This window comes from Cryobacterium sp. TMT2-18-2 (assembly GCF_004402245.1).
Classification (GTDB): Bacteria; Actinomycetota; Actinomycetes; order Actinomycetales; family Microbacteriaceae; genus Cryobacterium; species Cryobacterium sandaracinum.
In genome coordinates this window covers 79866-91623 of the sequence record NZ_SOFU01000017.1, presented here as the reverse complement: position 1 = coordinate 91623, position 11758 = coordinate 79866, and the positions used below count along the sequence as shown (strand labels likewise).

At 69.4% G+C, this 11758-nt stretch carries 10 protein-coding genes; 4 read left to right on the top strand and 6 right to left on the bottom strand.

Annotated features, from left to right (window positions below; genetic code table 11):
- Positions 1 to 279 precede the first annotated feature (279 nt).
- Complete coding sequence (locus E3O22_RS05660) at positions 280 to 1146, bottom strand: RDD family protein (protein WP_134396015.1); 867 nt, start codon at positions 1144 to 1146, stop codon at positions 280 to 282.
- A 17-nt stretch (positions 1147 to 1163) separates the two neighbouring features.
- Between E3O22_RS05660 and E3O22_RS05655 the strand changes: the two genes are divergently transcribed.
- Positions 1164 to 2159, top strand: a complete 996-nt coding sequence (locus E3O22_RS05655) for a stage II sporulation protein M (RefSeq protein ID WP_134396014.1) — start codon at positions 1164 to 1166, stop codon at positions 2157 to 2159.
- 3 nt (positions 2160 to 2162) lie between these two features.
- On the opposite strand, the gene E3O22_RS05650 is transcribed toward E3O22_RS05655, so the two are convergent.
- Genes E3O22_RS05650 through E3O22_RS05630 form a run of 5 tightly spaced genes read right to left on the bottom strand, consistent with a single transcriptional unit; the run spans position 2163 to position 7538 of the window.
- Positions 2163 to 3470 carry a DUF58 domain-containing protein gene (locus tag E3O22_RS05650; protein ID WP_134396013.1) on the bottom strand — a complete coding sequence of 436 codons (1308 nt, stop codon included), beginning with the start codon at positions 3468 to 3470 and terminating at the stop codon, positions 2163 to 2165.
- Positions 3471 to 4439, bottom strand: coding sequence for a MoxR family ATPase (locus E3O22_RS05645; protein WP_134396012.1), 969 nt, complete (start codon positions 4437 to 4439; stop codon positions 3471 to 3473).
- Positions 4436 to 5671 (bottom strand): DUF4350 domain-containing protein, encoded by a 1236-nt coding sequence (locus E3O22_RS05640; protein WP_134396011.1) that lies wholly within the window; start codon positions 5669 to 5671, stop codon positions 4436 to 4438. The genes E3O22_RS05645 and E3O22_RS05640 overlap by 4 nt, the downstream gene beginning before the upstream one ends.
- Complete coding sequence (locus E3O22_RS05635) at positions 5668 to 6348, bottom strand: DUF4129 domain-containing protein (RefSeq protein WP_134396010.1); 681 nt, start codon at positions 6346 to 6348, stop codon at positions 5668 to 5670. Before E3O22_RS05635 ends, E3O22_RS05640 begins: the two co-directional genes overlap by 4 nt.
- The gene (locus E3O22_RS05630; RefSeq protein ID WP_134396009.1) at positions 6345 to 7538 is read right to left on the bottom strand and encodes a hypothetical protein; all 1194 of its coding nucleotides are present in this window, start codon (positions 7536 to 7538) and stop codon (positions 6345 to 6347) included. The genes E3O22_RS05635 and E3O22_RS05630 overlap by 4 nt, the downstream gene beginning before the upstream one ends.
- Before the next feature lie 131 nt (positions 7539 to 7669).
- Here E3O22_RS05630 and mtrA point away from each other — a divergent pair, with 131 nt between their 5' ends.
- Genes mtrA through E3O22_RS05615 form a run of 3 tightly spaced genes read left to right on the top strand, consistent with a single transcriptional unit; the run spans position 7670 to position 11673 of the window.
- A complete protein-coding gene (gene mtrA, locus E3O22_RS05625) occupies positions 7670 to 8350 on the top strand; it encodes an MtrAB system response regulator MtrA (RefSeq protein ID WP_134396008.1) in 681 nt (226 codons plus the stop codon).
- Between the two features lie 7 nt (positions 8351 to 8357).
- The gene (gene mtrB, locus E3O22_RS05620) at positions 8358 to 9998 is read left to right on the top strand and encodes an MtrAB system histidine kinase MtrB (protein WP_241976532.1); all 1641 of its coding nucleotides are present in this window, start codon (positions 8358 to 8360) and stop codon (positions 9996 to 9998) included.
- Complete coding sequence (locus tag E3O22_RS05615) at positions 9991 to 11673, top strand: LpqB family beta-propeller domain-containing protein (protein WP_166784572.1); 1683 nt, start codon at positions 9991 to 9993, stop codon at positions 11671 to 11673. Before mtrB ends, E3O22_RS05615 begins: the two co-directional genes overlap by 8 nt.
- The last annotated feature ends 85 nt before the right edge of the window (positions 11674 to 11758 follow it).

Sequence of the window (11758 nt, the reverse complement as noted above, 5' to 3'; positions counted from 1 at the left end):
ACCCTCACGGGTGGCCATTGTGCGTTAACCACCACCCCGCCCCACCCACCCGGCGGGGCACACCATCCGGTAGCGGTCGTGGCCAACTCAGGAAATCCAACCAGGCCGCACCGGGCATCCGCACCCGTGCCGCACCGATCCGCGGCAGCCGGTCACGGCGGGCAACGGATATCCTGAGTTAGCCACACACACACGGCCCGGCCAAGCCGCCCCGCCGGCGGCTGCGCCACATTCTTCGTCGGATACGTCGCGGGAACGGCAGGGGAGAGGTCCGGCGCCCTACCGCTGGGGGAAACCGTGCGGGAGGCTATGCAGAATGGGCTGCAGACGGTCGAGACGCTCCCGCTCAAGCTTCAGCGCCGTGGACTCCCGGCTGCGGCGCACCGCGGCGACCCCGGCCAGGAAGACCTCCGCCGAGACCTCCGCCGAGACCTCCGGCTTCGGCGACACGAACGGGGCGGCCTCGGTGGCCAGGCTGTCTGCGAGGCGCAGCCGCGTCGCCGGAGTCAGCTTGTCGGCCTGGCGGAGAAACTGCGCGATGCGGCGGGACAGGCGATCGGGGAGCCGCACAATGTCGACCGTTTGGGCCCAGGTCTCGAGCACGGGCGGCAGCGGAACGGTTCGATCAGTGAGGCGGGGAACCCGCTCGTGCTGGCTGTACGTGCCGGCCAGCAGGTCGCCCAGGCGTTTGGACTTGCTGTTCAGAAGCGCAGTGGTGGCGGCGATGCCACCGAACGTCAGGTAGATCTCGATGATGCCCAGCAGGGCGCGGATGAACGCGTGGCGCAGCTGGATCGCGCCGCCGTCGTCGCGAACGATGCGGGAGCCGATGGCGAGCTTGCCCAGGGACCGTCCGCCGCTGGCCGTTTCGACAGCCATCGGCACGATGAGCAGGCAGACCACCAGGCCTGCGATCCCGAGCGCCCGTCCGAGTGCGTCGTCGACTGCCACGCCCGTGAGACCGGCCACAAGAAAGGCGACCCCCAGGAAGAGGAGGATGTAGGCAACATAGTCGATGATCGTTCCGGCGGCGCGCAGGATAATGCTGGCGGCCCTTACATCGAGGGCAACGGCCTCGCCGGTGACCAATTCCTGCTCGCTCCACGAATACTGGCCGTGATCGGCCACCTTGCCGGGCTGCTCCATGTCTACTATTAGAGCAGATGGACCTTGACGCGTATTCAGCGGCGCACCGCGCCGAGTGGGACCGCCTGGCTGAGCTCGGTGCGCAGCGGCGGCTCTCTGGCGCGCAGGCAGACGAACTGATCGAGCGGTACCAGTCCGGTGCGACCCAGCTGTCGGCGATCAAATCGACCGCCGGTTCGACGCTGGAGGGTGACCGGCTCTCAGTGGCGCTGTCCCGGGCGAGGCTTCGGTTCACGGGGGCGAGCGCGAACGTTATTTCCCAGATCCCGAGCTTCTTCGTGCTGCAATTGCCGGCCGCGCTCTACCGCCTACGGTGGTTGACCCTTGCCGTGGCGGTGGTGACGATTGTGGTCGCGGGCCTTTACGGTTTCTGGATCTCCGGCAACCCTGAGGCCCTGGCGGCCGTCGGCTCCGACGCCGAGCTGCAGAAACTGGTCAACGAGGACTTCGTCAACTACTATTCGGAGAATCCCGCAGCATCCTTCACCGGCTTGGTCTGGACCAACAACGCGTGGATCGCCGCGCAGGCCATCGCCTTCGGGATCCTCGGCGTCTACGTTCCCTACATCGTGCTGCAGAACGCGCAGAATGTCGGCATCACGGCCGCAGTCATGTTCGCCTACGGCAAGGGCGACGTGTTCTTCCTGTACATTGCGCCGCACGGCATGCTCGAACTGACCGCTATTTTCGTGGCCGCGGCAGGTGGACTGCGCATCTTCTGGGCCTGGATCGCCCCGGGGGCGCGCACGCGCGCGCAGGCCTTGGCCGAGGATGCCCGCGCCCTCTCGACGGTGGCCATCGGTCTGGTCTTCGTGCTTTTCGTCTCCGGGGTGATCGAGGGTTTCGTCACCCCGGCTCCGTGGCCGTGGCCGGTGAAGATCGGGATCGGCGCGGCCGCCCTGCTCGCCTTCCTCGCCTACATGCTCGTGCTCGGCCGGCGTGCCGTGCGGGCGGGTGAGACCGGCGACCTGGCCGAATTCGAGGCCGGCAGCACCCGGATCTACGCGGCCTAGCGACTAGAGCCGGCCGGCGGCCTTGAGCGCGATATAGCGGTCGGCCAGTGCGGGTGGCAGGTCGGCGGGGGAGCCGGTGACGACTTCGGCGCCCTGGCGTCGGATGGCGGCCGAGACCCGGGCCACGTCGAGCAGTGCCCGTTCGGCGGCCGCCGCCCGGTAGATCTCCTCCCGGTTGCCGCGCGGGCGCGTGGCCTCCAGGGTGGTTGGGTCGGTGACGGATGCGACGATCACGGTGTTTCTGCGGGTCAACTGGGGGAGCACCGACAGCAGGGCGCTCGAGGCTCCAGCCGCGTCGATCGATGTGATCAATACGACCAGGGCCCGGCGGCTCGTCACCGCGCGCACCTCCCCGGGAACGGCCGACCAGTCGGTCTCGATCAACTCCGGTTCGATCAGGGCCATGGTGTCGACCATGCGCGAAAGGAGCTCCGCTCCCTGCGCACCCTGCACGCGGCCGCGCACCCGACGGTCGTAGGCGATGAAGTCCACATGGTCGCCGGCCCCGGCCGCCAGCGCGGCGAGCAGCAGCGACGCCTCGAAAGCCGTGTCGAGGCGCGGCTCGTCGTCGATGCGGGCGGCCGAGGTGCGGCCGCTGTCGATCAGGATGACCACCCGGCGGTCTCGTTCCGGGCGCCAGGTGCGCACCATGACGTCGTTGTGCCGGGCCGTGGCTCGCCAGTCGATCGAGCGTACGTCGTCGCCGCGCACGTATTCGCGAATGGAGTCGAACTCGGTGCCCTGGCCGCGCACGAGCAGGCTGGTGCGCCCGTCGAGCTCCTTGAGTCGGGTCATGCGCGACGGCAGGTGCTTGCGCGCGTTGAAGGGCGGGAGCACCCGAATCTGGCCCGGTGCCCGGAGGGTGGCCTGACGGGCCCACAGCCCGAGCGGCCCGAACGAGCGCACCGTGACCTGGTCCACCCGGCGTTCGCCGCGCCGGGTGGGCGTCATTCGCAGCGACACCAGGCGTCGTTCGCCAGGAGGGAGTACCAGCGGCGTGCGGTTGTTGCCCGTCCCGGCCGACGGCTGCCAGGCATCCCGCACCACCATGGTCAGTCGCCGCCCCCCGGTGTTGGTCAGGTACAGGTCGCTCGTCACGCTTTCGCCCAGGCGCACTCGGGAGGGCAGGCTGCGGGTGAGCACAATCTTCCGCGGCGATCCGGCCTGGGCCAGGTCCAGGATGCCGAGACCCACGAGGGCGAGCACCCACAGTCCCAGCACGGCCGTCGCCATCCCCGGGGTGCTCCCGAGTAGCACGATCGGCACGACGCCGAGCGCGAGGAGGGCAACGAACCGACCGGTGAGCGTCACTTAGATCGGCACCTGCACCTGGGCGAGCACGGCACGCAGGATCGCGTCCACGGACACGCCCTCGAGTTCCGCCTCCGGCCGCAGCTGCACGCGGTGCCGCCAGACCGGCAGCACCATCGCCTGCACATGGTCGGGGGTGATCGAGTCATAGCCGCTCAACCAGGCCCACGCCTTGGCCGCGGCGAGCAGCGCGGTCGTGCCGCGCGGGCTGACGCCGAGCTTGACCGACGGGCTGCTCCTCGTTGCGCGGGCCAGGTCGACGATGTAGGCGAGGACGTCCGGACTGGCGCCCACGGCTGCCACGGCGGCCTGGGCCGTCTCCAGCTCCTTCGCGCCGAGAACCGCGGTGACGCCCGCACCGGCCAGATCGCGGGGGTTGAAGCCCTCGGCGTGGCGCCGCAGCACCTCGAATTCCGCGTCGCGCTCCGGCACGTCAAGCACGAGCTTGAGCAGGAACCGGTCGAGCTGGGCCTCGGGCAGCGTGTAGGTGCCCTCATATTCGATCGGGTTCATTGTCGCCGCGACGATGAACGGGTCCGGCAGGGGGAGGGACAGCCCGTCGACGCTGACCTGGCGTTCCTCCATCGCCTCAAGGAGAGCCGACTGGGTCTTCGGCGGGGTGCGGTTGATCTCGTCGGCCAGCAGGATGTTGGTGAAGACAGGGCCCTTGCGGAACTCGAAGTCGCCCACCCGAGCGTCGTAGACGAGTGAGCCGGTCACGTCGCCCGGCATCAGGTCCGGCGTGAACTGCACCCGTTTCGTCTCCAGGCTGAGCGAGTGGCTCAGGGACCGCACCAGGAGAGTCTTGGCGACGCCCGGCACGCCCTCGAGCAGCACATGGCCGCGGGCGAGCAGCGCGATGATCAGCCCGGTTACCGCGCCGTCCTGTCCGACGACGGCCTTGCCGACCTCGGTGCGGACCTGGGCGAGGGAGCCTCGCAGGGTATCGACAGGGGTGTGAGTGCTCATGAGTCCATTCTTCCGGGTGGCAGGGGCGTGGTCGCGCGGGCCGTCGCCCGCTCAATTTCCTGGATGCGGTCGGAGAGGGCGACGAGATCGGAGTCGGATGCCGGGACGGCGTCCACCAGCACGGTCCGAACGTCGGCCGGCGGCCGGTCGACCACGGTGGCGACCATGGCGATCACATCGTCGAGGCTCGCCAGCCGGGACAACCCGACCTGGACGGCAAGGCGCTGCACGGCGCCGACCCGCAGCGCGTCGAGGGCGCGCAGGCGGGCGTTGCTGCGTGCGTAGAGCCGGGCCCGGCCTTCCATCGTCTCGCTGGCCCGCACGGTGACCGGCAGGTTATCGGCGACGAGAGGCCCGAAGCGCCGCCCACGCCAGACGGCCGCGGCCACGGTGACCAGCACCAGCAGGATCAGGGTCGGGGTGACCCAACCGGGCGTCAGTTCGCCGAGCGACAGCGTTCCGGTTCCCGGCACATCGGCGATCGTCGGCAGGTACCAGACGAGCGCGTCGCCCGCGCCCAGCAGGTTGAGTGCGAGAGCGGCATTGCCGGCCTGGCCGATCTGCTCGTTGCTGAACAGGGTGCCGTCGGCGAGCAGGGTGAGTGTCCGGTCGGCGGTGGCCTGTTCGACCAGGGCGAAGGCGTTCTCTCCCGAGGTGAAACATCCGCTCAGCTCGGTGGCGTCGGCCGGGATCGTGAGTGTGGAACCGCCGGGGGAGAGCTTGTCGGCCTTGACGGCGGCCGCGACCGTGCAGGCGGCACGGGACACCGTGGTCTGGGACACGCCGCCGAAGCCCACCGAGGGGGTCAGCGTCTGCAGCGCCAGGAAATCGGGGGAGGCCACCACCGTGCGCGGAGCCAGGGCGGACATCTCGCTCAGCTGGTCGTCGGTGAGGTAGCCGCTCTCGTCGAAGAAGAACACGGTGGGGTCGGCGGCGGCGCCGGCCAGGCTCCGCGCCTCCGCGAGGGTGTCGGCCGCGGTGACGTCGACACCCTGCCGGCGGAGTACCTCGACGAGCGCCCGCGCGCCGGCTGGGGCCGCGCTGTCGGCCTCGAGGGGCTTACCGCCCACGCCGCCGCCCGCCGCGAGGACAGTGCTGACGACGGCGACGATCAGTGCGCCGACGCCGGCGAGCAGCCAGTACCGCGCCCGGCGCCCGGCTTCGCGCAGGGTCGGTGTGGAGGAGACGGCGTTCTCGGCCGACGGTGAGGCCGTTTGTATGAGAAGACTCATGGCTGCTTCGTCGGGGCTGGGTCCTCGAGCTGTGGCGGCCGGGCGGTCCGCAGGTCGCTCTCGAGCGCCGCCAGGGCCAGGAAGCGCTGCTCGGTGCCGTCGATCCCTAGGTAGCGCACCCCGTCGAAGAGCTCGGCCGCCTCGCTCAGTCGCACCCGTTCGCCGGGGAGGGCCTCGGCGGCCCGCGCCGCGAAGGAGTGCGCGGTGGTGCCCGGCGTCACGATCAGGATGGTGCGCTCGGACAGTCCGCGCGCCAGCGCCCGGAACATCTCCGCACTCGCCAGGTTCCAGTCCCGGTGGGAGGCAGCGGCCAGCGCGGCACGACGCAGGTCGGCGGCGCCGCGACGGTCGTCGACGCCGAAGAGGACGGACGCGAGCCGACTGCGCCGGTTGAGCCGGGGCAGGCCGAAAATGAGGAGGGCGGCGACGACCAGGACCACCACGGCCACGGTCAGGAGCAGGGGCACCCACGCGGCGAAACCGTCGGCCGACGGCGCGGTGAGGGAGGCGAACCAGTCCAGAATCGATGTCGACAACCGGTCGAACCAGGTGGGCTTGGCGGCCTCGTACGGAGCCTTGGCCAGCTCTTCCCGCAGCCACTTCCGCGCTTCGGGCGCGCCGGGATCGACCGGTATCGCCGCCCGGATCACCGTGTGGATGTGCGACCCTGCGATCATGCCCAGGCAGCCTCCGAGGCGTGTGCCGGCTTCGAGCGGTAGGGGTCTACACCGGCGCCGGCGGCCGATTCGACGAATCGGGCCAGCTCGAGGTCGAGGCCTTCCTTGCGCATCCGCAGATCGATGTAGATCAGGGCGGTCGCGGCCGACTGCACCACGGCTGCTACGGCGCCGAGCACCAGGCCGATGAGGATGGTCAGAACGTACAGGATGACCGACGGGAGGTACGCATCGAAGGCGGCGTTCGGGTCGACCACGGAGATGGCGGCACCGAACAGGAGCGACAGCGGTGTCGTCACAATCTGGGAGACGACGTTCACGACCGTCGCGACCAGGAACTGCACGCCGAACGTGCGCCAGAAGTATCCGCGGGTCAGCGACCAGGACCGCCCCACCGCCGCCCGGATGCCGAGCCTTTCCAACACGATAACGCTCGGCACGAGCGAGGTCTTCGTGAACAGCCAGATGCCGAGGGCGAGCAGGGCGACCGTGCCGAGGATGCCGGTGACCACCGCCAGACCCACGCCCGCTCCGCCGAGGGAGACGAAGAACACCACCAGTCCGGCCACGAGGGCGATGGCCGCGATCAGGGCCGAACTCAGCATCAGGGTCCAGAGCACCAGCGGCCAGAGGCGCGGCAGCACGGCGCGCCACAGGGCGCCCAACCGCAGCTTCTCGCCGAGCGTGGCGCGGGCCACCTCGATCACGATGACGCCCTGCAACAGAGCGGATGCGACCACCGCCAGAGCCAGCGGCACGATGGCCGAGAGCACAATGCTGAGGGTCGCGCCGGCCTCGAGCGCGTCGCGGTCCTCCAGCGGAGAGTTCTCTACCCGTGCGAGCGCGAAGTAGGAGACCAGACCCACGATGACGACGGCGATCAGGGCGACGCCCGCCTGAACGAGCAGGGCGCTGCCGAAGGTCGCCTTCGGGTTGCGGCGCAGAACCTGGAACGGCGCCCACAGCAGGGTTCCGAAACTCAGCGGGCGCAGGGGGATCAGCCCCGGTCTGGGCGGGGGCGTCCAGGTCGGTGGGGGACCCCAGACCGGCGGCGTTTCCGCACCGGGAGCACCGGTCGGTTTTGCCGGGGGCACAAAACCGGAGGGCGCGAGGGACGGTTTTTGCTCGTCGCCGACCGGGATGCTGCGCCCGTCATCGGTCGGGGAGTGCCAGTTCTGCGGGTCGGTCACGAAACCTATGCTGGCATACCTCGGTGTGGAATGAGCGCGTTGAGCTTTCCTGCGGCGCCGTCGACTACTCTTAAGCCAGTGATTGCATGACTCACCGGGGTATTTTGGGTGACTGAGCGGAAAACGGTTTGATGAACTCACGCATTCTTGTCGTAGACGACGACACCGCGCTGGCCGAGATGATCGGCATAGTGCTGCACGCCGAGGGCTTCGAGCCGGTCTTCTGCGCCGACGGCTCCCTGGCCCTGGAAGTCTTTCGCGCCGTCAAGCCCGATCTGGTTCTGCTGGACCTGATGTTGCCCGGTCTCGACGGCATCGAGGTCTGCAGCCAGATCCGCGCCGAATCCGGCACGCCCATCATCATGCTCACCGCGCGAACCGACACGACGGATGTCGTGAAGGGCCTCGAGTCCGGCGCTGATGATTACATGGTCAAGCCGTTCAACCCGAAGGAACTGGTCGCCCGGATCCGCACGCGCCTGCGCCCGATTTCATCGGAGATCCCCGCCAACCTGCAGATCGGGGACCTGGTCGTCGATGCTGCCGGGCACGAGGTGCGGCGCGGTTCGCGGCAGATCAACCTCACCCCGCTCGAATTCGACCTGCTGCTGGCACTTGCGTCCAAGCCCCAGCAGGTCTTTACCCGGGAAATGCTCCTGGAGCAGGTCTGGGGCTACCACTACAAGGCGGACACCCGCCTCGTCAACGTGCACGTGCAGCGTTTGCGCGCCAAGGTCGAAGACGACCCGGACAACCCTCGCATCGTCATGACGGTACGCGGGGTCGGCTATCGGGCCGGCGCGGCCGGCTAGGTTCCTCGTGTTCGGTGGCACCGGGTACGACCGCAGCGTTTGGCGGGACTGGCGGGACTGGCCGGCCAGGATCGGCGCACTGTGGCGTTCCTCGCTGCAGTTCCGCACGGTGACCATCACGGTGGCGCTGTCCGGCATGGCCATCATGGTGGTCGGGGTCTACATCTCCGCGAGTGTGGGCAACGACCTGTTTCAATCAAGACTGAACCAGGTGCTCGTCGACTCGAACCGGGCCACGACCGCCGCGCAGGGCATCTTCGACGCCTCCGACGCCGCGGATCGGGTGGAGGTGCAGACCCTGGTGGGCTCCGGCCGCACCCTGATTACCGCGGCATCCTCATCCCAGATGATCGCCATCTTCCGATCTCCCGGGCAGGACGCCTCCACCGTGGCGCCGCAGGACTCCTCGTCATTCGGTGATTCGACCGGCGTGATCACGCCCGCTCTCCGCCTCCAGGTGCAGGAGAAAGCCGAGGAGCAGTTTTGGCAGTCGGTGACGCTTGCGACGGATGACGGCGCGCAGGTTCCCGGCATCGTCGTCGGTTCCCAGCTCACCGTGCCGGTCGCCGGCCGGTACGAGCTGTACATCGGGTATAGCCTGGCCGACGCCGAGGCAACCCTGGCTTTCGTGCAGCGAACCCTCGGCATCGCCGGCCTGGTGCTGATCCTGCTGATCGGCGGGGTGACCTGGATCGTAGTGCGCTTCGTGGTCACCCCGATCCGCGTGGCCGCGGCCACCAGCGCGCGGCTGGCCTCCGGTGACCTCGGCGTGCGCATCCCGGAAAAAGGTGAAGACGTCATCGCGACGCTGGCCCGCTCCTTCAACGGCATGGCGGACAGCCTGCAGAGCCAGATCAAGGAACTCGCCGACCTGTCCGAGGTGCAGCAGCGCTTCGTGTCGGACGTCTCGCACGAGCTGCGCACCCCGCTGACGACGATCCGGCTGGCCGGCGACGTTCTCTATGACCACCGTGCCACGTTCCCGCCGGCGGTCGAACGCACGGCCGAGCTCCTGCACACGCAGGTCGAGCGATTCGAGCTGCTGCTGAGCGACCTGCTCGAGATCAGCAGATACGACGCCGGGTCGGTGCAGCTGGAGACCGAGCCCACGAACCTGGTGCACCTGGCCGAGGACGCCATCGAAGGGCTGCGCTCGCTCGGCGACTCCAAGGGCACGGTGCTGACCCTGGTGGCACCGGGCGGGCACCTCGACGCGGACGTCGACCCCCGCCGCATCCGCCGCATCATGCACAACCTGATCGGCAACGCCATCGAGCACGGAGAGGGCAAGCCGATCATCGTGTCTGTCGACAGCAACGAGAGCGCGGTGGCCCTGTCGGTGCGCGACTACGGCATGGGTATGAGCCAGGCCGAGATGGCCCACGTTTTCGACCGGTTCTGGCGGGCCGACCCGTCGCGCAAGCGAACCATCGGCGGCACCGGCCTCGGCCTGTCGATCTCCCTCGAAGACGCCGTCGTGCACGGCGGCTGGCTGCAGGTCTGGTCGCACCCGGGGGAGGGGTCGTGCTTCCGGCTGACCCTGCCGCGCAGCGCGAACGGAACGCTGTCGAGCTCGCCGAGCCCGCTGCCCCCGGCCGATGCGGGCGGTGGCACGGCCGCCGGAGAAAAGGGAGGGCACTATGCGTAGTCGAACCCGGATGTTCGCCGGCCTGATCGCGCTCGCGGTGGCCCTGACCGGATGCGCGGGAATCCCGCGAGACGGAGGCGTGCGCGCGGGGCAGACCGTGCAGCCCGGCGCCACCCCGGCACCCGTGTTCCTGCCCTCGCGACCGCAGAAGGACGCCACCCCCGAGGCTATCCTGCGCGGCTTCATCGACGCGGCGACGAGCCCCGACAATGACTACGCGATAGCGCGGGAGTTCCTGGCTCCGAACTACAGCAGCTCCTGGGAGCCCGACTCCGGGGTGACCATCGACGACGCCACCGGGCGCAGCATCGTCTCCGTCGGCGAGGGTCAGATGCAGTTCTCGGTGAATCCGGTCGCCGAGGTGGATGAGCGCGGCGAGTACCGCGAGGTCGAGTCGCCCACCGCGGTGGCGTTGCGCTACCAGTTCGTGCAGGTCGGCGGCCAGTGGCGCATCGGCGCGGCCCCGAACGGCACGGTCGTCGATCGGAACATCTTTCAAGATGTCTTCACCGCCCAGGCGCTCTACTTCTTCGACCCGGGCTTCAGCTACCTGGTGCCTGATCTGCGCTGGTACCCGCGCAGTGGGGCCACCCTGACGAAGATCGTCAACGGACTGCTCGACGGCCCGAGCCCCTGGTTCGCCGGAGCCGTCGTGACGGCGTTCCCCGACGGCACCAAGCTCACCGCCGATGCCGTGCAGGTCATCGCCAGGGACGCCAAGGTCGACCTCAACAGCGAAGCGCTGAACGCCGACCGGGTCACTCTGCAGCGAATGAAGGCCCAGCTGTCCAACAGCCTCCCGCCCGGGCTGTCCGCCACCATCACCGTCAACCGCAACCTGCAGGACATCGCCGAGTTGAGCGCGAACGCCCCGACCGTGAATTCCCGCGTCGACGCCCGGGCGCTGATCCTGCGCGAGGGCGAATTTGGATTCCTGGCGGCAAGCGGTTCCTCGATCAGCCCGATCGCCGGATTGTCCGACTCGATCGTCGCCCTGGACCCGACCTCCGTCACCCTCTCGCCCGGTCAGACCGCGGCCGCCGTGCTGACGGGAACGGGAGTGTACGGCGTCAGGGTCGGTGACGACCCGGTGCAGCTCGATCCCCGCCAGGGGCTGATCGCGCCGGCCATCGACAATTACGGCTTCGTCTGGTCGGTGCCCGCCGCGCGCCCCGGTGAACTGTTCGTGTACGGCCCGAACGGCGACGCGACCGCTGTCCCTACACCGTGGCCGGAAGCCTCGGCGATCCAGTCGTTGCGCGTGTCGCGGGACGGCACTCGGCTGATCGCCCTGCTCCAGTCGGGCAAGGACAGCCGATTCGTCGTCAGCGCCATCACCCGGGACAAGCGCACCCCGGTCGTGCTGGGCGACGCGGTGCTTCTGGCCGCGCCGGGAGGAACGGCCGTGGACGCGGCCTGGATCGACGAACTCACCGTGGCCTGCCTGACCCGCCTGCCCAGCGGTGAGGAACGGATCGTGGCCCTGCAGTTGGGTGGACTCACCACGCGCCTCGAGTCCGCGCCGGACAGCGTCACCATGGTCGGCAGCAACAACCTGCGCGACCTGCGTGCGCTCTCGTCCACGGGCGGACTCCTGGTGCAGCGCGGTGCCGGCTGGCAGGAACGACTCGGCGGTGTCGCCCTCTTGGCCACCCAGCAGGGCATCGGCGGGTAGCCCCTCCACCGCTCGTGCGGAAGCCGGTTCTGCACCGGTTCGGGCCCCGCGCCCGAGCCGGCCGGGCCTGGCCCCACGATGGCGG

What these genes read in the sequence shown, in the direction of transcription:
- E3O22_RS05655 (WP_134396014.1), top strand. Translation starts at nt 1,164, where the DNA reads ATGGACCTTGACGCGTATTCAGCGGCGCACCGCGCCGAGTGGGACCGC.
- E3O22_RS05660 (WP_134396015.1), bottom strand. Translation starts at nt 1,146, where the DNA reads ATGGAGCAGCCCGGCAAGGTGGCCGATCACGGCCAGTATTCGTGGAGC.
- E3O22_RS05640 (WP_134396011.1), bottom strand. Translation starts at nt 5,671, where the DNA reads ATGAGTCTTCTCATACAAACGGCCTCACCGTCGGCCGAGAACGCCGTC.
- E3O22_RS05645 (WP_134396012.1), bottom strand. Translation starts at nt 4,439, where the DNA reads ATGAGCACTCACACCCCTGTCGATACCCTGCGAGGCTCCCTCGCCCAG.
- E3O22_RS05615 (WP_166784572.1), top strand. Translation starts at nt 9,991, where the DNA reads ATGCGTAGTCGAACCCGGATGTTCGCCGGCCTGATCGCGCTCGCGGTG.
- E3O22_RS05635 (WP_134396010.1), bottom strand. Translation starts at nt 6,348, where the DNA reads ATGATCGCAGGGTCGCACATCCACACGGTGATCCGGGCGGCGATACCG.
- mtrA (WP_134396008.1), top strand. Translation starts at nt 7,670, where the DNA reads ATGAACTCACGCATTCTTGTCGTAGACGACGACACCGCGCTGGCCGAG.